At 71.4% G+C, this 20452-nt stretch carries 20 protein-coding genes; 10 read left to right on the top strand and 10 right to left on the bottom strand.

Annotation, left to right across the window (positions count from 1 at the left end; translation table 11 throughout):
- Positions 1-31 precede the first annotated feature (31 nt).
- From ABZ374_RS19815 to ABZ374_RS19805, 3 genes are all read left to right on the top strand, one after another.
- Entirely contained in the window at positions 32-454 is a 423-nt protein-coding gene (locus ABZ374_RS19815; protein ID WP_360312704.1) for a hypothetical protein, read from the top strand.
- A 372-nt stretch (positions 455-826) separates the two neighbouring features.
- Entirely contained in the window at positions 827-2734 is a 1908-nt protein-coding gene (locus tag ABZ374_RS19810) for a cellulase family glycosylhydrolase (RefSeq protein ID WP_360312702.1), read from the top strand.
- Between the two features lie 174 nt (positions 2735-2908).
- Positions 2909-3700: an SDR family oxidoreductase gene (locus tag ABZ374_RS19805; RefSeq protein ID WP_360312700.1), complete on the top strand. Its 792-nt coding sequence runs from the start codon at positions 2909-2911 to the stop codon at positions 3698-3700.
- Positions 3701-3741: 41 nt separating this feature from the next.
- Here the strand turns inward: ABZ374_RS19805 and ABZ374_RS19800 are convergent, their stop codons facing one another.
- Complete coding sequence (locus tag ABZ374_RS19800; RefSeq protein WP_360312698.1) at positions 3742-5331, bottom strand: helix-turn-helix domain-containing protein; 1590 nt, start codon at positions 5329-5331, stop codon at positions 3742-3744.
- Between the two features lie 234 nt (positions 5332-5565).
- Between ABZ374_RS19800 and pruA the strand changes: the two genes are divergently transcribed.
- Together pruA and ABZ374_RS19790 are read left to right on the top strand one after the other, a co-directional pair.
- Entirely contained in the window at positions 5566-7194 is a 1629-nt protein-coding gene (gene pruA / locus ABZ374_RS19795) for an L-glutamate gamma-semialdehyde dehydrogenase (RefSeq protein ID WP_360312696.1), read from the top strand.
- A gap of 32 nt (positions 7195-7226) precedes the next feature.
- A complete protein-coding gene (locus tag ABZ374_RS19790) occupies positions 7227-8156 on the top strand; it encodes a proline dehydrogenase family protein (RefSeq protein WP_360312694.1) in 930 nt (309 codons plus the stop codon).
- A 154-nt stretch (positions 8157-8310) separates the two neighbouring features.
- Here ABZ374_RS19790 and ABZ374_RS19785 read toward each other — a convergent pair whose 3' ends face one another.
- Both ABZ374_RS19785 and ABZ374_RS19780 read right to left on the bottom strand, forming a co-directional pair.
- Positions 8311-8517, bottom strand: a complete 207-nt coding sequence (locus ABZ374_RS19785; protein ID WP_360312692.1) for a hypothetical protein — start codon at positions 8515-8517, stop codon at positions 8311-8313.
- A 512-nt stretch (positions 8518-9029) separates the two neighbouring features.
- Positions 9030-9497 carry a hypothetical protein gene (locus ABZ374_RS19780; RefSeq protein ID WP_360312690.1) on the bottom strand — a complete coding sequence of 156 codons (468 nt, stop codon included), beginning with the start codon at positions 9495-9497 and terminating at the stop codon, positions 9030-9032.
- Between the two features lie 37 nt (positions 9498-9534).
- Between ABZ374_RS19780 and ABZ374_RS19775 the strand changes: the two genes are divergently transcribed.
- The 4 genes from ABZ374_RS19775 (at position 9535) to ABZ374_RS19760 (ending at position 11439) form a co-directional block, all read left to right on the top strand.
- Positions 9535-10446 carry a helix-turn-helix transcriptional regulator gene (locus tag ABZ374_RS19775; RefSeq protein WP_360312688.1) on the top strand — a complete coding sequence of 304 codons (912 nt, stop codon included), beginning with the start codon at positions 9535-9537 and terminating at the stop codon, positions 10444-10446.
- 2 nt (positions 10447-10448) lie between these two features.
- Entirely contained in the window at positions 10449-10631 is a 183-nt protein-coding gene (locus ABZ374_RS19770; RefSeq protein ID WP_360312686.1) for a DUF397 domain-containing protein, read from the top strand.
- Between the two features lie 302 nt (positions 10632-10933).
- Positions 10934-11197: a hypothetical protein gene (locus tag ABZ374_RS19765; RefSeq protein ID WP_360312684.1), complete on the top strand. Its 264-nt coding sequence runs from the start codon at positions 10934-10936 to the stop codon at positions 11195-11197.
- Positions 11194-11439, top strand: coding sequence for a hypothetical protein (locus ABZ374_RS19760; protein ID WP_360312682.1), 246 nt, complete (start codon positions 11194-11196; stop codon positions 11437-11439). Before ABZ374_RS19765 ends, ABZ374_RS19760 begins: the two co-directional genes overlap by 4 nt.
- Before the next feature lie 78 nt (positions 11440-11517).
- Here ABZ374_RS19760 and ABZ374_RS19755 read toward each other — a convergent pair whose 3' ends face one another.
- The 4 genes from ABZ374_RS19755 to ABZ374_RS19740 all read right to left on the bottom strand — a co-directional run bounded on the left by ABZ374_RS19755 (position 11518) and on the right by ABZ374_RS19740 (position 17433).
- Positions 11518-12678, bottom strand: a complete 1161-nt coding sequence (locus ABZ374_RS19755; RefSeq protein WP_360312738.1) for an acyl-CoA dehydrogenase family protein — start codon at positions 12676-12678, stop codon at positions 11518-11520.
- Positions 12679-12779: 101 nt separating this feature from the next.
- Positions 12780-13772 carry a hydroxymethylglutaryl-CoA lyase gene (locus ABZ374_RS19750; RefSeq protein WP_360312680.1) on the bottom strand — a complete coding sequence of 331 codons (993 nt, stop codon included), beginning with the start codon at positions 13770-13772 and terminating at the stop codon, positions 12780-12782.
- Positions 13772-15817 (bottom strand): biotin carboxylase N-terminal domain-containing protein, encoded by a 2046-nt coding sequence (locus ABZ374_RS19745; protein ID WP_360312678.1) that lies wholly within the window; start codon positions 15815-15817, stop codon positions 13772-13774. The genes ABZ374_RS19750 and ABZ374_RS19745 overlap by 1 nt, the downstream gene beginning before the upstream one ends.
- Before the next feature lie 11 nt (positions 15818-15828).
- On the bottom strand, positions 15829-17433 hold the full coding sequence (locus tag ABZ374_RS19740) for a carboxyl transferase domain-containing protein (protein ID WP_360312676.1): 1605 nt from the start codon (positions 17431-17433) through the stop codon (positions 15829-15831).
- A 77-nt stretch (positions 17434-17510) separates the two neighbouring features.
- Here ABZ374_RS19740 and ABZ374_RS19735 point away from each other — a divergent pair, with 77 nt between their 5' ends.
- Entirely contained in the window at positions 17511-18074 is a 564-nt protein-coding gene (locus ABZ374_RS19735) for a TetR/AcrR family transcriptional regulator (protein ID WP_360312674.1), read from the top strand.
- A 26-nt stretch (positions 18075-18100) separates the two neighbouring features.
- Here ABZ374_RS19735 and ABZ374_RS19730 read toward each other — a convergent pair whose 3' ends face one another.
- The 3 genes from ABZ374_RS19730 to ABZ374_RS19720 form a co-directional block, all read right to left on the bottom strand.
- A complete protein-coding gene (locus tag ABZ374_RS19730; RefSeq protein ID WP_360312672.1) occupies positions 18101-18610 on the bottom strand; it encodes a hypothetical protein in 510 nt (169 codons plus the stop codon).
- A gap of 241 nt (positions 18611-18851) precedes the next feature.
- Entirely contained in the window at positions 18852-19508 is a 657-nt protein-coding gene (locus ABZ374_RS19725) for an alpha-ketoglutarate-dependent dioxygenase AlkB (RefSeq protein ID WP_360312670.1), read from the bottom strand.
- Positions 19509-19599: 91 nt separating this feature from the next.
- The gene (locus ABZ374_RS19720; protein ID WP_360312668.1) at positions 19600-20424 is read right to left on the bottom strand and encodes an enoyl-CoA hydratase family protein; all 825 of its coding nucleotides are present in this window, start codon (positions 20422-20424) and stop codon (positions 19600-19602) included.
- Positions 20425-20452 lie beyond the last annotated feature (28 nt).

Here is a 20452-nt window from a genome sequence, read left to right as displayed (position 1 = left end):
TCCCCACCAAGCACACCTCGGAGCACCGAACATGCCCGCAGCGGAGCGTTCGCCCTACGACGTCCTCGGCATCACCCCGGCGGCCACCCCGCCCGAGGTGCACGCCGCCTACGAGCGGGCACTGGCCGAGGCCGGCGGCACCACCGAGCGCGAGGACTGCACGACGGCCTACCTGCACCTGCGCAACACCGGCCGCCGGTTGGGCGCCGACATCCTGGAGTACGCCGCCCCCGACCCGGCGACCACGGCCCGCGAAGCCTTCGCCGGCGTCACCGACGAGCCCTTCCTGGCCCCCGACCCGCCGGCCCCACCGATCGCCGGCCTGGTCGTCCTGCGCCGCACCGACTCCACCGCCGATCACCACGAACCCCCGCCCACCACCGGCACCTTCGCCACCCCGACCCGCTTCACCCCCACCGCCGACGTCCTGCCCCCGATCGACATCCCGCGCTGACCGATCCCGACGATCGTCACCGTCACGCACCCGTCCTCGACACGCCGTTCCCCATCGCCGCGCACCCGGCCTCGTGCGCCGGTCTCGTCCCGGCGACGAAGTCCCGCGAGTCGTCCGTCCACGGGCGGAGTGTGCCCAGGGTTCGGGGTGCCCCGCGGCGACGAGGACTTCGGGCCGACCGACGGCCTCCAGGCGGTCTTTGTCGTCGGCGCCGGGCGAACGGTTCCCGTGTCACCGCGTCGCGGGTCGCGTCGAACTGCCTTCTACGGTCGGCAATACGGAGTAGTAACCGCGCGTACTGGTGCGGAACGATTCCCGCACCGATACTGCGACAGCCCGCGAGAGCCACCTCACATTAGGGACAGGGAACCCTTGACCAGAAACCGTGTCGGACCCGTCGTCATAGGCACCGCCCTGACCACATTGGCCGCTGCCCTACTCGTCCCGACCACCGCGAAAGCAGGGCCGCCGCCGAGCGCGCCCGGCACCGTCACCACCGCCCTCGCCGAGTCGTGGACCCCACCGCTCAGCACTCGGGGGCGGTGGATCGTCGACGCCGACGGAAACCGCTTCAAGCTCAAATCCGGTAGTTGGCACGGCGCCTCGGGTACCTGGGGCGGCTCCGGGGACATCGAGGACCCGGCCGACTATCACGACAAGGAGATCTCCCACGAGATGCCGATGGGGCTGGATCGCGTCGCGATCCCGACCGTCGTCGACAACTTCCGGCAGCTCGGACTGAACAGCATCCGGCTCCAGTTCTCCAACGAGATGATCCACAAGAGCACGCCGGTCACGGACGCCTCCGTCGCCGCCAACCCGCAACTGCGCGGCAGGACCCCGATTCAGGTCTACGACGCCGTGGTCACCGCGCTCACCGACGCCGGCTTCGCGGTCGTCATGAACAACCACACCACGACGTCCCGTTGGTGCTGCGGCCTCGACGGCAACGAGCGCTGGAACACGTCGCAGTCCACCGAGACGTGGGAGAACGACTGGCTGTTCATGGCCCGCAGGTACAGGGACAACAAGCGCGTCGTCGGCGCCGACCTGTACAACGAGGTCCGCCGCAACACGTGGGACGACCCCAACTGGGGCTGGGGCAACGACAAGGACTGGCAGGCCGCGTCCCAGCACGTGGGCGACCGGATCCTGACCGAGGCCAATCCGGATCTGCTGATCGTGGTCGAGGGGATCAACTGGCAGGGCATCCCGCTGGACGGACTCCCGCACGGGCGCCCCACGTTGGAGCCCGCGAACACGCTCTCGCACACGCTCGTGAACGCGCACAAGCTGGTCTACTCGGCGCACTTCTACGGCTACACCGGGCCCAACCACACCGGCGCGACCGGTACCGGCGAGACGCACGACTGGCGCTACCAGGAGCTCTCCCTCACCGAGCTTCGGGCCACGCTGGATCGACAGGCGTTCTTCGTCACGACCGAGGGGCAACACTTCACGGCACCGCTGTGGATCAGCGAGTTCGGCGACGGATTCACCGAGACGAACCCGCAGTCCCGCGCGTGGTTCGGCAACTTCGTGGACCATCTGATCAGCCGGGACACCGACTTCGCGGTGTGGCCGCTGGTGGGTTGGCAGCGGGACGGGGTCCCGAACAGTTGGTCCCTGGTGTCCTGGGATGCCGCCGGCAACCGCGCCGGCATCCTGGACCCGGGCGACTGGCGCACCCCGATCTGGAATCGTCTGATCACCGCGCCCGCCCGTACCGGACGGATCGCACCGGTCGCCGACTGGTCGATGCTCAACCTGGACCACGGCGACTTCGACGCGTCGCTCGAGATGCGGTCCCGTCCGGACTGGGACACCGGCGCCCGCAAGGGCACGTGCCCCGACGGCCAAAGGCTGATCGGCCTGTCCCACCATGACGGCCGCGGCCTGTGCACCGACGCGGGCGCGGTGGTACCGAGCGCGCCGGCCACGGTCGTGTGGGACGAGCGTTACGTGTCGTACGACTGGGCCGGCGGCTACTCGAAGGTCCAGTGCCCGACCGGGCAGATGATGGTCGGGTACAGCCTGCGCGGCACCACCTTCGCAAGCGCGTTGTGCGCGCCGGCGCCGGTCGGTGCGTCGTCGAGCCGCACGGTGTGGTTCGACCGGGGCGACGCGCGACCTGCGGGCAATCCCGGCGGCGAGTTCGCCTCGGGCAACTACAAGGGTCAGTGCGCGACGAACGAGTACGTGGCGGGCGTCGCCTACACCGGCCGCTTCGGCAAGCCGTTCAAGTACCCGGACGCGCTGTACTGCCGCAGCCTGGCCTGAGCCGGGCGAGGCGGGGACCCCGGGTCCCCGCCTCCCCGTACGCGTCGGCGACGGCACCGGCCGCCCGGCTCGCGGGTTTCACGGGGTGGGATTTCGGGCCCTGATGGTTGACTTAGTCCACTGTTGTGAGGATGGTGTCGGCAGGCAGTTGTCCGGAAACAGGGGAGAGACGCCGTGGCCAAGCGGTTCGAGGGACGTAGGGCATTGATCACCGGGGCCAGTCGGGGGATCGGGGCGGCGCTGGCGGTGCGGCTCGCGGCTGAAGGGGCCGATGTGGCGGTGACCGCGCGGACCCTGCGGCAGGGGAACCTGGCCGGGTCGTTGGAGCGCACCGAGACGCTGATCGCCCGGCACGGTCGGCGCAGTGCGGTCGTGGTGGCCGATCTGTCCGACGAGGCGCAGCGGGCCCGGATCGTACCCACCGCCGTGGAGGCACTCGGCGGGCCGATCGACATCCTGGTCAACAACGCGGCGATGGCCTCCTACGCGTCGTTGCGGGTGTATCCGCAACGACGCGCCCGGCTGCACTTCGAGGTGAACGTGCTGGCCCCGATGGAGTTGTGTCAGGCGGTGGTGCCCGCGATGGCCGGCCGCGGCGAGGGCTGGATCGTGAACGTGACCAGCGGCACCGCGCGGCCGTGGGCGGGGCCGCCGTTCGAGTTGGGCGTGCTGGGTACCAAGACCGCGGTGTACGGGGCGTCCAAGGCGGCGCTGAACAGGATCACCAACGCGCTGGCCGCGGAGCTGTACGGGACCGGGATCCGGGTGAACACCATCGAACCGCGAGCCGCGGTGCTCAGCGAGGGCGCGGAGGAGTTGGTCGGCGGCCAGTTGCGGCCCGATCAGATCGAGACCATGGACCAGATGGTCTCCGCCACCCTCGAACTGTGCGACGGTCCGGCGTCCCGGACCGGCGGCGAGTACGTGAGCCTGGATCTGTTGGACGAACTCGGCATCAACGTCTGAGCGTTCCGCCGCGGGGCCGACGAGCGTGCGCCGCCGGGTCGTCACTCCGACAATCGCAACAGCAGCGCGGCGAGCAGGCGGGTCTTGGCGTCGGTCAGGTCCAGGCCGGTGAGTTCGCCGGCCCGGCGGATCCGGTAGCGCAGCGTGTTGGGGTGGATGTGCAGCCCCGCCGCCGCGGCGCGCACGTCGCCCAGCGCTTCCAGCCAGGCCAGCACCGAGTCCGCGTATTCGGTGTCGTGCTCGGCGTCGTGCGCCCGCAGCGCGATCAGTCGGGGGTCGCGGATCTGCCGTTGCTCCCTCAGCAGCGCCTGGACCTCGCCGTACAGCACCGCCGGCCGCACCTGGGACAGCGCCGCCACCTCGGCCGACACGTCGCCGGCCGCCATCGCGTCCAGGACCCGGTCGACCGATTCCCGGGCCGCCGGCGTGCGGGCCAGGCTCGGTGCCGGGTCGCCGACCGCGCCGCGCACCGCCAGGTCGAGGTGGCCGTGCGCGGCCTCGGCGATCTCCTGCGCCCAACCGAGCACGACCGACTCGGGCGGCGGCGCGGACAGCAGTACGTACAGGCGCGAGCCCAGCGGCGCGACGTGCGCGTGGCTGTGCCGGGCCGCCGCGTACACGGAGACCAGGTTGGCCAACTCGGTCCGGGCCAGCTCCTGTGACGACTCGTCCGGCGCGCCCGCCCGCACCGCGAAGCCGATGACCAGCACCGGTCGCACCGGATCCAGGCCCAACTGCGCGGCGGCGGTCCGGGCCGCGACCACGCCGGTGAGCAGGCCCGCGACGCCCTCCCGGGTCACCCCGGCCTCGGCGGGCAGCCGGGTACGCCGGCGGACCAGGTGCAGCGCGGCCACCCGGGCCGCCCCGAGCAGCACCTCCTCGGCCCGCTCGGCGAGCGGCCGGCGGCCCTCCTGGACCCAGATCGTGCCCAGCCAGCGCCCGCCCGCGTGCACGCCGACCGCGAGTCGGCGGCGGATGCCCAGGTCGGGGCGCTCCTCGACGGCGACCACCTCGGTCGTGGTGCGCAGCCGATGGAAGACACCCCAGTCGCGCAGCCGGGCCATGTACTCCTCCGGCCCCTGCCAACCCAGGATGGACAACCGGCGCAGTTCGTCCGCCTCGTCCGGCCCGGTCGAGCGCGAGTAGGCGAGCACCCGGTTGGCGCTGTCCTCGATGCTCACCCCGCCGCCGGTGAGCATCGCGGTGGTCTGGGCGAGCGAGAACAGGTCGCCGCCGTCCGGGGGTTCGGCGTCCGGCTGCTCGTCCAAGGCGGCGTGCGCGAGGGCGGCGACCCGCTCCCAGCGCGCCTCCGGGCGCACCGAGAGCAGCACCACGCCCGCCGCGTCGGCCACCTCGCGCAGCGCGGCGTGTTCGCCCTTGACCGCGACCGCCACCGCGCCGGCCGCGCCCGCCGCGCGGACCGTGCCCGCCGCCGCCCGGCCGCGCAGCCCCACCGCCAGGAGCAGGTCGCCCGGCATCGCGTGCGGCTCCTCCTCGGGGTCCAGGATCGACACGTGCCGAACCAGGCCCTCCAGGCCGCCGGCGGCGGCCGCGACCCGGACCGGGCCGTCGCCGACCGGGCCACCCAGCGCGGCCAGGAGTTCGCGGAGCGGGACACCGCTTTCGGGCACTGCCGCCCCTTCGTGGGTGTTGGCCGATGAGCAAAGCGTGGAGTTTCGAGTTTAGCCGATCGGATAAACACCGTGGGTCGCGCCCGGCCTACCGTTGAGCGCGAGATCAATGCCCGAAATCGTGGTGGTTCAGCCCCGTCGGCGCGTGGCATTCACACACCGCCGGACCGCCGACACCTCGACGGTCGGCCACCCGAACAGCCGAGAACCAGAGCACCGAACAGGAGCGCCGTTTTGGACGCTGTGACCCAGGTCCCCGCCCCGGTCAACGAGCCGGTACACGACTACGCCCCCGGCACGCCCGCGCGGGCCCGCCTCGAAGCGAAGCTCAAGGAACTGGCCGCGGCCCCGATCGAGCTCCCGATGACCATCGGTGGCGCGCGCCGAATGGGCTCCGGTGAGCACGGCGACGTGGTTCAGCCGCACAACCACGGCGCGCGGCTGGGCACCTTCGCGCACGCCGGCACCCAGGACGCCCGGGACGCGATCGACGCGGCCCTGGCCGCCGCGCCCGGCTGGGCCGACCTGTCCTTCGACGACCGTGCGGCGATCTTCCTCAAGGCCGCCGACCTGCTCGCCGGCCCGTGGCGCGAGACGATCGCCGCCGCGACCATGCTGGGCCAGGGCAAGAACGCGCAGCAGGCCGAGATCGACTCGGCCTGCGAGCTGATCGACTTCTGGCGCTTCAACGTGCACTTCGCCCGCCGCGTGCTGGCCGAGCAGCCGATCAGCAGCCCGGGTGTGTGGAACCGCACGGACCACCGGCCGCTGGAGGGCTTCGTCTACGCGATCACCCCGTTCAACTTCACCGCCATCGCGGGCAACCTGCCCACCGCACCGGCGCTGATGGGCAACGTGGTGGTCTGGAAGCCGTCGCCGACCCAGACCTTCTCGGCCGTGCTGCTGATGCGCCTGCTGGAAGAGGCCGGACTGCCGGCCGGTGTGATCAACCTGGTCACCGGCGACGGCATCGCGGTCTCCGAGGTCGCGCTGAAGCACCCCGCACTCGCGGGCATCCACTTCACCGGCTCCACCGCCACCTTCCAGCACCTGTGGCGCACGGTGGGCGAGAACATCGCCGGCTACCGCACCTACCCGCGGATCGTCGGCGAGACCGGCGGCAAGGACTTCGTGGTCGCGCACCCCAGCGCCGACCACGACGTGCTGCGGACCGCGCTGGTGCGCGGCGCGTTCGAGTACCAGGGGCAGAAGTGCTCGGCCGCCTCGCGCGCCTACATCCCGCGCTCGATCTGGGAGAGCGGCTTCAAGGACGACTTCCTGGCCACCGTCGACGGCCTGTCGATGGGCGACCCCACCGACCTGAGCCACTTCCTGGGCGCGGTCATCGACGAGCGCGCGTTCGCCAAGAACAAGGCCGCGATCGACCGTGCGCACGCCGACGACACGGTCGAGGTCGTCGCGGGCGGCAGCTACGACGACAGCGTCGGCTGGTTCGTCCGACCCACCGTGCTGGTCTCGGCGAACGCCGACCACGAGATCTTCAAGGACGAGTACTTCGGCCCGATCCTGGCCGTGCACGTCTACGAGGACGACGCGTACGAGGCGATGCTCACCCAGATGGAGTCGGTGTCCGCGTACGGCCTGACCGGCGCGATCATCGCCCAGGACCGCGAGGTGATCGCCCACACGGCGCACGTGTTGCGGTTCGCGGCGGGCAACTTCTACATCAACGACCGCCCCACCGGCGCGGTGGTGGGTCAGCAGCCGTTCGGCGGCGGGCGCGCGTCCGGCACCAACGACAAGGCCGGCGCGATGCAGAACCTGATGCGCTGGACCAGCTCGCGCTCGATCAAGGAGACGTTCGTCCCGGCGACGGACCACCGCTACCCGCACATGGGCTGACCCTCACCCCACCGGTATTTCGGGAGTAGAACATGCTTCGCAGTCCCATCCTCGCGGCGGCCCGCTCGCCGCGGACCCGCTCGCTGGTCGAGAACCTGCCGCCGACCCGGGCCATCGTGGACCGGTTCGTCGCGGGCGACGTGCTCGCGGACGCGGTCCGGGTGACCCGCGAACTGGTCGACTCCGGCCGCAAGGTGACGCTCGATCACCTCGGCGAGGACACCGCCGACCGGTCCCAGGCGGACGCGACGGTGGACGCCTACGAGGCGCTGCTGGACACGCTCGGCCAGACCGGGCTCGCGCGCAGCGCCGAGGTGTCCGTCAAGCTCTCCGCCGTCGGGCAGTTCCTGCCCGGCGACGGCGAGCGGATAGCCCTGGAGAACGCCCGGCGGATCTGCGCGGCCGCGGCGAAGGTGGGCACCACGGTCACCCTGGACATGGAGGACCACACCACGACCGACTCGACCCTGGGCATCCTGCGCGAGCTGCGGGTGGACTTCCCGTGGGTGGGCGCGGTGCTCCAGGCGTACCTGCGCCGCACCGAGCAGGACTGTCGGGACCTGGCCTACGAGGGCTCGCGGGTGCGGTTGTGCAAGGGCGCCTACCAGGAGCCGGAGTCGGTCGCGTTCCAGGGCAAGAGCGACGTGGACCGTTCGTACGTGCGATGCCTGCGGATCCTGATGGGGGGTGCGGGCTACCCGATGGTGGCCTCGCACGACCCGCGCCTGATCGCCATCGCGCGTCACCTGGCGGACCTGGCCGGGCGGGCGCCGGGCAGCTTCGAGTTCCAGATGTTGTACGGGATCCGCCCGGAGGAGCAGGCCCGGATCGTCGAGCGCGGCGACCTGATGCGGATCTACCTCCCCTACGGCGCCGAGTGGTACGGCTACTTCATGCGCCGCCTCGCCGAACGCCCGGCCAACCTGACCTTCTTCCTGAGGGCGATGGCCACGAAGAGCTAACCCCCGGTCGGCCGCTCCCCCGCGCCGGACGAGCCAAACACTCGGCCCGTCCGGCGCGTGCGCGTTTCCGGATGCGCCCGGCCGGACGCGATGCGGCGGCTGCGGGCTGCGTGGTGCGGCGGGTGAGACGAAGTGGCCTTGTGGGCGCCGTCGTTCAGACCGGTCGGGTGATCGGGCCTGCCTTGTACATCTCGGCGGCGGGCGCGGTGTCCGTCTGCCGCGTTCGCACGCCGTGTTCGTATTCGACCATCCATCGGGTGCCGTCGTGCCAGATTCGGGTGATGGTGCCGAGGTGGTGGTTGCCGGGGCCGAGCTTGCGCCAGAGATGATCGCCGATCGACCACGGGGGTGAGGTGGGCACGGTCGCTCCTTGGATACGGAATAGGACGGCGGGGGCGATCTGCGTCCGGTGCCGGATGGGCGCGGGGGTGTGTTCGCGGTGCAGGATCATCCGTACGTAGCCGGGTGAGAATCCGACGGTGCGGGCGATGATTTCGGCGGGTATGCCGGCGTGGTGGGCGTCGGCGACTGCGGCACGGAGTGCGGCGCCGGCGGTGCGGCACTGTTGGTGGTGGGTTTGCCGTCGGTGCTGCGGCGTTGTTGCGGGGTTCGGTGGTCGGCCCTGAAGTCGGGTGCGTTCGGCGGCGGTTGCGGCGAGGCGAGCGAGGGCGGCTTGGCGGCCGTGGGGTGGTGGGGTCACGACCCTCCTTTCGGGCGGTGGGTCGATGGCCTTGCCCGGCCGGGCGTGCGGGGGTCTTCAGGCACCCGGCCGGGCAAGGGGTCGAAGGGCCCGGCCCCGCAGCCGTGTCGGAGACTGCGGGACCGGGCGCCGCCCGCCGGCGTGGTCGGGCGCGGGCGGCGGCAGGGGACGGTTCAGGTACCGGACGTGGCCCGGCCGGTCCGGTCGACCGGGTCGAGAATCCCGGCCGGGTCGCGGATCAGGACGGTGTGCAGAAGTTCCGTACCGACCAACGGCGCATCCGGCGTCGGCTTCGAGAGCCACCGCAGCAGGCACGAGCCACCACTCAAGGCAGGTATCTCGACACTGAAGTCCCGCCGCCCGTCCCAGACTTGGATGCCAGGGGGCCAGTGGAATTCGCGGACGGTGCGGGGCCGCGTCAGAAAATGCACCCACTCACGTCCGTACAGCTCCTGCACGATCGGCCCCGCAGCACCGGCGGCGGCCTTCACGAGCAACCTGGCTATGCCATCGCCACGAAACCCCGCAATGCGCACGAGGTCGAAGTGTTCACCGACACTCACAAGTTGCGAATACGCGTGCGGAATCCACTCGTGCGAATCCGGAGTCGGCGTCGCGATCGGGTGGTGATCGGCTGTCATGCCTCCGAGAGTGCCGTTCCCCACTTAGCTTGGATAGATGGCCGGCAGTGACGCCGAGAACCGTGTCGTCGAACACTCCGCCCGTAACGTACGGCTGGCCGTCGTATCAAGCGCAGTCAGGGAGGACGGCGCGGTGTCACAACGACCCAAGCGTGTATCACCCGCGTACAGGATCTTCGGGAGTCAGATCCGGTTCCACAGAAAGGCCGCGAGACTTACCGTCGAGGAACTCGGAAAGCTGATCGGCCAGGCACCCTCGACAGTGCGCGCCTTCGAGTCCGGCAATCGACCCGTACTACCGCCCACGGTGGCGAGATTGGACGAGGTGCTGAGTACCGGTGGTGCTCTCGCCACGTCCGCCGAGTACCTGGCAGGAGAGAAGGTGGCCGATTTCTTCGCGGACACCGCTGCGGTGGAGGCAGAGTGCCTCGGCCTCGATTCGTTCGAGAGCTCAGTAATTCCGGGTCTGCTACAGACCGAAGCGTACGCAAGGGCCGTCATCAGCTCGCGGCGTCCGCCACTGGACGAGGACGAGATCGAGCAGCGTGTCGAGGGACGACTGAGCAGGCAGGTATTGCTGACCCGCAAGCCGGCCGCCGCTCTGAGCTTCATCATCGACGAGTGGGTTCTCCGCAGGCCCATCGGAGGTGATGCCGTCTTCAAGGACCAGTTGTACCGGCTCTTGGAGTGCGCGAACATGCGCACTGTGACCTTGCAAGTCATGCCCACGCGATGCGTCGAACACGCAGGGCTCGACGGGCCCATCCTGGTGCTGGAGATGGCGGACGGCCAATACTGTGCCTACACCGAAAGCCAGGGTGACGGCGCGGTCATCGCCGACCCGGAGCGGGTCCGCATTTTCCGTCACAGGTATGCCATTATCCGGGCGCAGGCCAAGTCCATCGAGAAGTCACGCAAGTTGATCGCGGAGATCGCAGGGGAGCTATGACCGTGAAAAGTCTTGGTAGGCCGGCGTGGCGCAAGTCGACCTACAGCGGCAGCGAGGGCGGAAACTGTGTCGAGGTTGCACCGCTGACCGGCACGGTCGGCGTCCGGGACAGCAAGCACAACCCGTCTCCCGTCATCACCACCAGCGTCGAGGCATGGTCCGCATTCCTCGCCGCCACCCGCTGACGCACCGCATTCCGCCCCGCCCCTCGGACCACGGGGGCGGGGCGGTCGCGCGGTCGAAACCGTCCGGGCAATGCGCCGCCGACGGGGAGCGCCGAGCAGCCGCAGCGCGCACTGCGCATTTCCGTAGCGGACCGGGACGCCAGCCCATCTCTTCAAGCATTTCGCTGCGGGGGTTGTGACCTGCGGCGAGTTCGGAGTCGCGGGGCGCACTCCCCGACGCGTGTTGCGCCCGCGTGCGCCGGCTGTCCCTGGCGAACGGAACGATGCCATCCTGGATGGCCGCTGCGAAAGGGAGGCCATCCATGCCCAGGACCACCGTCGTCCGTGGCGAGCGGATCGAGTTGCCGAACACGCTCGCCGAGATTCGGGCGGCGCTGCCCGAGGACCGCCGCGACGAGTTCGACAAGGTCATGTACGAGACCCCGCTCGATCGACTCGAACGAGACGCCATCCTGCACTGGGCGCTTCCCCCGGAGGCCCAGGAGGACGACGAGGCTGTACATGAGCGCCTCAAGGCCGGCGACTTCAGCGACTGCGTGGACCGAGACGGGAACGCGATCACATGAGCTATCGCGTGCAATACACGAATGAGGCCGAAGACGGCCTCAAACCCCTGTCCTTTGGGCAGGTTCGGGCCTTCAAGGACGCCGTGGACTCGTCCATCGGCCACGCGCCCTACGGGTCCGGCTCCGTACAGGTCGGCAGCGACCGAGATCGCCGGGAAGCGACGATCACGGGAGTGTTCGTCCGCTACACGATCAGCGCCGGAATCCTTGTTGTCACCGTCACCCGCGCCGTTGCGCTGTGAAGCCGCCCACCTGCCCAGGACGCCGGCCTCCCGGGACGGCGAGCGTCCCGGGAGGCCGGCGTCGATGTCCCGTCGTGATCAGCGCGGCAGGCCCAACTCGCGGGCGATCAGCATGCGCTGGACCTCGCTGGTGCCCTCGCCGATTTCGAGGATCTTGGCGTCGCGCCAGAAGCGGGCCACCGGGTATTCGTTCATGAAGCCGTAGCCGCCGTGGATCTGGGTGGCTTCGCGGGCGTTGTCGACGGCGCTTTCCGAGCTGTACAGCTTGGCCAGCGCGGCCTCCTTCTTGAAGCGCTCGCCGTGCACCAGCAGCGAGGCCGCGTGCCGCCAGGCCAACCGGGAGTTGTGGGCGCGCAGTTCCATGTCGGCGAGCTTGAAGGCGATCGCCTGGTTGGCGCCGATCGGCCGGCCGAACGCCTCGCGTTCGCCGGCGTAGCGCACCGATTCGTCCACGCAGCCCTGGGCCAGCCCGGTGGCCAACGCCGCGATGGCCACCCGGCCCTCGTCCAAGATGGACAGGAACTGGGCGTAGCCCCGGCCGCGTTCGCCGAGCAGGTTCTCGGCGGGCACGCGCACGTCGGTGAAGGACAGTTCGCGGGTGTCCGAGCAGTTCCAGCCGACCTTGGAGTACGGCGGCGCCACGGTGAAGCCCTTGGTGCCGGAGGGCACGATGATCGTGCTGATCTCCTTGCCGCCGTCGCCCTTGGTGCCGGTGACCGCGGTGACCGTGACGAAGCCGGTGATGTCGGTGCCGGAGTTGGTGATGAAGCACTTGCCGCCGTTGATCACCCACTCCCCCGCCGCCTCGTCCAGGCGCGCGGTGGTGCGCGTGGCGCCCGCGTCCGAGCCGCCGCCGGGCTCGGTCAGGCCGAAGGCGCCGAGCATTTCCCCGCTGGTCAGCTTGGGCAGCCAGGTCTGCTTCTGCTCCTTGGTGCCGAAGCGGTGGATCGGCATCGCGCCCAGCGAGACGGCCGCCTCCAGGGTGATCGCGACCGAGGAGTCGACGCGGGCCAGCTCCTCCAGGACCAGGCCGAGCGCGAGGTAGTCGCCGCCCATGCCGCCGTACTCCTCCGGGAAGGGCAGCCCGAACAGGCCCATCCGTCCCATCTCGCGCACGATGGCGTACGGGAATTCGTGCTTCTCGTACAGCTCGCCGATCGCGGGCGCGATCACGTCCTTGGAGAACTCGGCGACGGTGCGCCGCAGTTGCTCGTACTCGTCGTCGAGGCGGTGGTCCAACATGGGGCAGGCTCCCGGATTCGGTGTGCGGGGCGGCTCGGCGCGCTCGTGGCGGCACCGGTCCTTCGGAGGGTGGTCGGTCGGCTGCGGGTGTGCAGCCGTCAGGAGTTCGGGTCGGGCAGCACCAGGCCGTGTGCGTCCACCCGCTTGCCGATCAGCGCCTGGACCGCGCGCGAGGGGCTGGGGCGGCCGAGCAGTTCGGCCATCCAGACGCTGGTGGCGACCAGTTCGCCCAGGTCGACGCCGGTCTCGATGCCCAGGCCGTGCAGCATCCAGACCAGGTCCTCGGTGGCCAGGTTGCCGGTCGCGCTGTCCGCGTACGGGCAACCGCCCAGGCCGCCGGCCGAGGCGTCCACGGTGGTCACGCCGAAGCGCAGCGCCGCGAGCGTGTTGGCCAGTGCCTGGCCGTAGCTGTCGTGGAAGTGCACCGCGATTCGCTCGGCCGGCACGCCGGCCTCGGCGAAGGCGGTCAGCAGGGCGGTGACGTGTCCGGGCGTGGCGGCGCCGATCGTGTCGCCCAGGCTGAGCTGCGAACAGCCCATCTCGATCAGGGCCTTGCCGACCCGGACCACCTGGTCGAGCGGTACCGGCCCCTCCCACGGGTCGCCCCAGCACATGGACAGGTAGCCGCGCGTGTCGATGCCGGCGGCGCCGGCCCGCTCGACCACGGGGGCGAACATGGCCAGCGATTCGGCCACCGTGCGGTTGAGGTTGCGCCGGGCGAAGGTCTCGGTGGCGCTGCCGAACACCGCGATGCGATCGGCGCCCAGTTCGAGCGCCCGGTCGAAGCCGCGCTCGTTGGGCACCAGCACCGGCAACCGGCGGTCCGCCGTCGCAATCTCGGCATCCGCCCGTACCGCCGCGAACACCTCTGCGGCGTCCGCGAGTTGGGGCACCCACTTAGGTGGTACGAAGCTGGTCACCTCGATCGTGCGCAGACCCGCGCGGGCCAGCCGGCGGACGAACTCGATCTTGGCCTCGGTGGGCACCACCCCGGATTCGTTCTGCAATCCGTCCCGGGCACCCACCTCGTGGATGAACACCCGCTCCGGCAGCCCGGATTCGCGGTGTGTATCCGGCAATCGTCGCGTCATCAGGCCCTCGCCTCCCGGTCGAGCGATCCATCGGGCGAGCCGGCGGGCGACCCGTCGAGCGCTTCTCCGCCCGCTGCGGCCGGCGCCGCATCGGCCCGCGCCGCCTCCGGCGTCACCACCGCCAGCGTCTGGTCCATCGCCACCGACGCGCCGGCCGCCACGCCGATCTCGGTGACCACACCGTCGAACGGCGCGGTCAGCGCGTGTTCCATCTTCATCGCTTCCACCACGACCACGGTCTGGCCGCGGCCGACCCGGTCGCCGACCGCGGCCTTGACCACGGTCACGGTGCCCGGCATCGGCGAGGTCAGCGCGCCACTGGCCGCCGCACCGCCGGCCGCCTCGGCCCGCACGGTGTCCACCTCGCTCACCCGCCAGGTGTCCGGCCCGTACGCGAGCCAGCGCACCCCGGACGACTCGGCGACGTAGTCGAAGCGCCTGGTCAGGCCGTCGTGGCCGACCGCGAGCCCCCCGGGCACCACCTGCACCGACGCCGGCACCGGCGGGCCGCCGTCCACGGACACCTCGCCGCCGCGCACCCGCACCTCGATCGGCTCACCCGGCCCGATCCGCAACACGTGCGTGTCCCAGGCCGGCCCGCCGATCCGCCACCCGGTCTGCGCCGAGAACGGATCCGCCCAGCCGGTGCCGGTCCCGCGTTCGGCCCGCGCCGCCAGCGCCGCGGCGACCGCCACCTCCGGCGGGGCCGGGTGCCCGGTCAGGTCGTCCGTCCTGGCCTCGACCAGCCCGGTGTCCAGGTCGCCCGCGAGCACCGCCGGGTCACCCAACAGCCGGTACAGAAAGCCCAGGTTGGTGGTCACGCCCAGCACCCGGGTCTGCGCAAGTGCCGCCCGCAGTCGGCTGATCGCCGTCGCCCGGTCGTCGCCGTAGGCGATCACCTTGGCCAGCATCGGGTCGTAGGAGCTGCCGATCTCGCCGCCCTCGCGCAGCCCGGAGTCCACCCGGACGCCCTCCAGGTCCGGCTCGCACACCGTCAGCACCCGGCCGCCGGTGGGCAGGAAGCCCCGGTCGGGGTCCTCGGCGTAGATCCGCGCCTCGACCGCGTGGCCGTGCATGGACACGTCGGACTTGCCGATCGCGGCGCCTGCGGCGATCCGCAGTTGGCTCTCCACCAGGTCGACCCGGGTGACCAGTTCGGTCACCGGGTGCTCGACCTGGAGGCGGGTGTTCATCTCCATGAAGTAGAACGAGCCGGGATCCTCGGCCGGCACGATGAACTCGATGGTGCCCGCGTTCACGTAGCCGCAGGCCCGCGCGGCGCGCACGGCGGCGGCACCCATCGCGGCCCGGGTGTCCGCGTCCAGCAGCGCGGACGGGGCCTCCTCGATGATCTTCTGGTGTCGGCGCTGCAGGCTGCACTCGCGTTCGCCCAGGTGCACGACCGTGCCGTGGGTGTCGGCGAGCACCTGGATCTCGATGTGTCGGGGCCGGTCGATCCAGCGCTCGACCAGCAACGTATCGTCGCCGAACGCGCCCTTGGCCTGCCGCCGCGCCGCCGCGATCTCGTCCGCGAGCAGCGCGCCGTCGTGCACCAGGCGCATGCCCTTGCCACCGCCGCCCGCCGACGGCTTGATCAGTACCGGGAAGCCGATCTCGCGGGCGATGTCCGCGAGTTCGGCATCGCTCATGCCGGCCGCACCACCGCCCGGGACCACCGGGACGCCGAAGGCGGCGACCGTCTCCTTGGCCCGGATCTTGTCGCCCATCAGCTCGATCACGCCCGCCGGCGGACCGACGAAGACCAGTCCGGCCTGCTCCACGGCGGCGGCGAACGCGGCGTTCTCGGACAGGAATCCATACCCCGGGTGGATCGCCCGCGCGCCGGATCGCACCGCCGCGGCGACCACGGCGGCGACGTCCAGATAGCTGGGCACCGCGACCGCCACGTCCGCCTCGCGCACGTGCCGCGCGTCGGCGTCGCCCGGCCCGTAGACGGTGATCGCCCGCACGCCCATGCGGCGCAGCGTGCGGATCACCCGGACCGCGATCTCGCCTCGGTTGGCGACCAGTACAGCCTCGAACACGTCGTGACCCCTCACATCCGGAACAGACCGAATTGCGGCTGCGCCAGCGGCGCGTTTCCGCACGCCGTCAGCGCGAGCCCCAACACGGTGCGGGTGTCGAGCGGGTCGATGATCCCGTCGTCCCACAGCCGCGCGGTCGCGTAGTAGGCGTTGCCCTGCCGCTCGTACTGGTCGCGGATCGGCTGCTTGAACTCTTCCTCGCCGGTCCAGTTCCCGCCGCTCGCCTCGACCTGGTCGCGCTTGACCGTGGCGAGCACGGTCGCGGCCTGTTCGCCGCCCATCACCGAGATCTTGGCGGTGGGCCACATCCACAAAAAGCGCGGACTGTACGCGCGGCCACACATCGAGTAGTTGCCCGCGCCGTGCGAGCCGCCGATCACCACGGTCAGCTTGGGCACGCGCGTGGTGGCCACGGCGGTGACCATCTTGGCGCCGTGCTTGGCGATGCCGCCGTGCTCGTAGTCCTTGCCGACCATGAAGCCGGTGATGTTCTGCAGGAACACCAGCGGCACGCCGCGCTGGTCGCACAGTTCGATGAAGTGCGCGCCCTTGACCGCGGATTCGGCGAACAGGATGCCGTTGTTGGCGACGATGCCCACCGGGTGGCCGTGGATCCGGGCGAACCCGGTGACCAGCGTGGTGCCGTATTCGCCCTTGAACTCGTGGAAGCGCGAGCCGTCCACGATCCGGGCGATCACCTCGCGCACGTCGTAGGGTGTGCGCGCGTCGGGTGGGACCACCCCGTAGAGCCCGGCCGGGTCGACCGCCGGCGGCTCGATCTCGCGCACGTCCCACGGCAGTTGCGGGCGGTCGCCGAGGGTGCCGACGATGTCGCGGACGATCCGCAGCGCGTCCTTGTCGTCGCTCGCCAGGTGGTCGACCACGCCGGAGATGCGCGCGTGCACGTCGCCGCCGCCCAGGTCCTCGGCGCTGACCACCTCGCCGGTCGCGGCCTTCACCAGCGGCGGGCCGCCGAGGAAGATCGTGCCCTGGTTGCGCACGATCACCGTCTCGTCGCTCATCGCCGGCACGTACGCGCCGCCGGCGGTGCACGAGCCGAGCACCGCGGAGATCTGCGGAATGCCCTTGGCGCTCATCTGCGCCTGGTTGAAGAAGATCCGCCCGAAATGGTCCCGGTCGGGGAACACCTCGTCCTGCATCGGCAGGAACGCGCCGCCGGAGTCGACCAGGTACAGGCACGGAAGCCGGTTCTCCAGTGCGATCTCCTGCGCCCGAAGGTGCTTCTTGACCGTCATCGGGTAGTACGTGCCGCCCTTGACGGTCGCGTCGTTGGCCGCGATCACGCATTCGCGGCCGGCCACCCGGCCGACGCCCGCGATGATCCCGGCGGCCGGCGCGTCGCCGCCGTACATGCCGTCGGCGGCCAGTGGGGCCACCTCCAGGAACGGCGTGCCCGGGTCGAGCAACGCCTCCACCCGGTCGCGCGGCAGCAATTTGCCGCGCGCGGTGTGCCGCTCCCGGGCGCGTTCGCCGCCGCCCAGGGCGGTTGCCGCCAGCCGGTCGCGCAGCTCGCCGACCGCGCGTTCGTGTGCCTCCGCGTTGGCCCGGTACGTCTTCGCCCCCGGGTCGGCGGCTGTGCCGAGCACGCTCTCCATGACACCGCCTCAAGTTAACCTGCGTTCACCTGCCCCCGAGGTTAACCACGGTTAATCCGAGTGTCTAGCATGGACACATGACCATGAGCCGTCGAGAGCAGATCCTGCAGGTGGCAGCCCGACTGTTCGCCGAGCGCGGCTACCAGGGCGTGGGCATGGACGACATCGGCGCGGCGGTGGGCATCAGCGGCCCCGCGCTGTACAAGCATTTCCGGGGCAAGGAGGCGATGCTGACCGAGTTGCTGGTCGACATCAGCGAGAAACTCCTGGCCAGGGGGCGGGAGCGGGCCGCGATCGAGGATCCGGCGCAGGCGTTGGCGGCGCTGATCGAGGGGCAGGTCGACTTCGCGCTGCGCCACCCGGACCTGATCACGCTGCACGACCACGCGCTCAACCAGGTGCCCACGGCCGAGCGGCACCGGATCCGCCGGGTGCAGCGCGCGTACGTGGAGATCTGGGTCGACGTCGCCCTCAAGGCCCATCCGGGCCGACTGGAGGACCGCGAGGCGCGCGCGGCGGTGCACGCGGCCTTCGGCCTGATCAACTCGACCCCGCACACCCTGCGCACCCCGCAGCGCATCCTGGCGCCGATGTTGCACCGGATGGCCCTGGGCGCCCTCGCGGCGGCGGCGACGCCCTAGCGGCGAGGGGGCCGCCGGAGGTTGGCCTAACCGACCTCGTACGGGATGTCCACCGCGTCGGTGCGGCCGGACCAGGACAGGTCCAGGTGCCAGCAGCCGGGCGCGGGCAGGTCGATGTCGGCCGGGCCGGGGCCGTTCGCCAGCTCGCGGGTGACGAAGTGGCTGCCGCCGACCAGGGTCGCCTCGATGTGCAGCGCCCGGCTCGGCCGGTCGTCGTCGGTCGGGCCCGGGCGGGCCGCCCACAGGATCCTGCTGGGCCGGCCGGGCTTGGCCGGGGCCGAGTACGGATAGCCGAGCAGGATCGCGACGATCTCCCCGCGCGCGCCGAACACGTGCGGGGCGGACGCCCCCGGCGCGAGGCCCGAGCGCGCCCACCCGGGTAACTCCCCGCGGGCGACCGCGGACCGGCACGGGCCGGCGGCGGCCGCCGGCGACGCCGAGACCACCGCCTGATACCGGGCCGGGCCGCCACATGCCACCAGGGCCGCGGCACTCAAGGCGATGAGCGGACCGACCCGACGGCGTTGCGACGACATGACGCTCCCAACGGCTCGCCCGGTCGGCCCTGTTCGAGCCGCGACGATGCCTCGTGGTGGACCCGGACTCCCCCGAGGAATCCGAGGGGTGATCGACCGACTCCGTTCGGTTACTCGTACGAGAGTTCCCTTCCCGGGCGTGATCCGTCAACCCCGTCCCACGGGCAGAGACTGCGGGGCCGGGCGCGGCGACCCGAGGGTGGGTGCGGCGAGCGGGCTTGGCGGCCTCGGGGACGCGCCGTCATCGGCCGGGTCGACCCGATGCCCGGATGGTGATGTTGAGCCGCCCGCCGGCCAGGCCGGTGGCCGGATCCCCGGTGCCGGGGCGGATCCTGGGCACCCCGTGGTAGGCGAGCCGGGACGGGCCGCCGAACACCACGAGGTCGCCACCGTGCAGCTCCACGTCCGTCCACGGACGGGTGCGGGTCTCGGTGTTGCCGAAGCGGAACACGCAGGTGTCGCCGATGCTCAGCGACACCACCGGGGCCGGCGAGTCCTCGTCGGCATCCCGATGCAGGCCCATTTTCGCGTTCGCGTCGTAGAAGTTGACCAGGCCGATGTCGTACGGGTCGCTCGGGCTCGATCCGTACACCTCGGCCACCGCCCGCCGGGCCAACGCGCCCAGCAGCGGCGGAAAGGGCTTCACCCGCTCGCCGGTGGGCAGTTGCTCGGTGTAGCGATACGGCTCCCAGTACAGCCCCAGGCACACGCTGCGCACGCTCATCACGCCGCCCGAGGGCATCACCACGTGCCGCATACCGGCCGGCGGCGCGGCCCAGGCCCGCGCCGCCACCACCAGTTCGCGCTGCTCGTCGAGCGTGAGCCAGTCCGGTACGTGCCAGGCCCCGGGCGCGAGTTCGACCCGCTTCCGGGGCAGCCGGAACAGTCCCTCGTTCACCCGCGGCACCGGTTCGTCCGGGCCGAATCGGCCGAAGTCACCACGTACCGCCCGCCGATGCCCGGCCGACGCGGCGCCCGCGGGTGTTCGCTCACCCGGTCACCCACTTCGGCGCGCGCTTCTCCCGGAAGGCCGCCATGCCCTCGGTCGCGTCCGCGGAGGCGAACAACTCGGCGGAGCGCTGCGCGAGGGCCCGACCGTCCCGATCGAAGCCGGCCCGGAGCGCTCCGGTGGTGAGCTTCTTGGACTCGATCAGCCCCTGGCGCGAGCACAGTCGGAACGAGGCGACCAGCGCCGCGACCGCGTCGTCCGCGCCGGCGACGCCGTCCACCGCGCGGGTGAGCAGCCCGATCCGCTCGGCCTCGACGCCGTCGAACACGTCGCCGGTGAGGAAGTAGCGCGACACCGAGCGCGGGTCCATCCGCGGCGCCGTGGTCAGCGAGATCACCGCCGGGCTGAGCCCCAACCGCGCCTCGGTGAAGGCGAACGTGGCCTGTGCGGGCGCGATCGCCAGGTCGGCGGCCCCGACCAGACCGATGCCGCCCGCGCGCGCGTTGCCGCGCAGGTGCGCGACCACCGGCACCGGCACCTCCACCACCAGGCGCAGCAGCGCGAGCAGTTGCTCCGCGCCCTGGGCCATGCCGCCCTCGGCCGCCTCGCGCAGGTCCATGCCCGAACAGAAGGTCGGTCCGGTGTGGGTGAGCACCACCGCGCGCACCCGCTCGTCCACGCCGGCCTCGGCCAGGTGGTGCCGCAGTCGGGCGACCAGGCGGGCGGAGAGTGCGTTGCGGTTGGCGGGCGAGTCCAGGGTGATGGTCGCGATCCCGTCGTCCAGGGTCATCCGCGCCGGGTCGTCGGTCGGCGTCGGGTGTTCCGGTTCGGCGTCCAGGTTGATGCGTGCCGGCTCGGCGTCCACGGTTCTCCTCCGGGTTCGGGGCGGTCGG

This window comes from Embleya sp. NPDC005971 (assembly GCF_040629175.1).
GTDB lineage: Bacteria > Actinomycetota > Actinomycetes > Streptomycetales > Streptomycetaceae > Embleya.
The sequence above is the reverse complement of the archived record's forward strand: the minus strand, read 5'-3'. Positions and strand labels throughout refer to the sequence as shown.

What these genes read in the sequence shown, in the direction of transcription:
- ABZ374_RS19765 (WP_360312684.1), top strand. Translation starts at nt 10,934, where the DNA reads ATGCCCAGGACCACCGTCGTCCGTGGCGAGCGGATCGAGTTGCCGAAC.
- ABZ374_RS19790 (WP_360312694.1), top strand. Translation starts at nt 7,227, where the DNA reads ATGCTTCGCAGTCCCATCCTCGCGGCGGCCCGCTCGCCGCGGACCCGC.
- ABZ374_RS19775 (WP_360312688.1), top strand. Translation starts at nt 9,535, where the DNA reads ATGGCCGGCAGTGACGCCGAGAACCGTGTCGTCGAACACTCCGCCCGT.
- ABZ374_RS19750 (WP_360312680.1), bottom strand. Translation starts at nt 13,772, where the DNA reads ATGACGCGACGATTGCCGGATACACACCGCGAATCCGGGCTGCCGGAG.
- ABZ374_RS19730 (WP_360312672.1), bottom strand. Translation starts at nt 18,610, where the DNA reads ATGTCGTCGCAACGCCGTCGGGTCGGTCCGCTCATCGCCTTGAGTGCC.
- ABZ374_RS19780 (WP_360312690.1), bottom strand. Translation starts at nt 9,497, where the DNA reads ATGACAGCCGATCACCACCCGATCGCGACGCCGACTCCGGATTCGCAC.
- ABZ374_RS19815 (WP_360312704.1), top strand. Translation starts at nt 32, where the DNA reads ATGCCCGCAGCGGAGCGTTCGCCCTACGACGTCCTCGGCATCACCCCG.
- ABZ374_RS19760 (WP_360312682.1), top strand. Translation starts at nt 11,194, where the DNA reads ATGAGCTATCGCGTGCAATACACGAATGAGGCCGAAGACGGCCTCAAA.
- ABZ374_RS19735 (WP_360312674.1), top strand. Translation starts at nt 17,511, where the DNA reads ATGACCATGAGCCGTCGAGAGCAGATCCTGCAGGTGGCAGCCCGACTG.
- ABZ374_RS19740 (WP_360312676.1), bottom strand. Translation starts at nt 17,433, where the DNA reads ATGGAGAGCGTGCTCGGCACAGCCGCCGACCCGGGGGCGAAGACGTAC.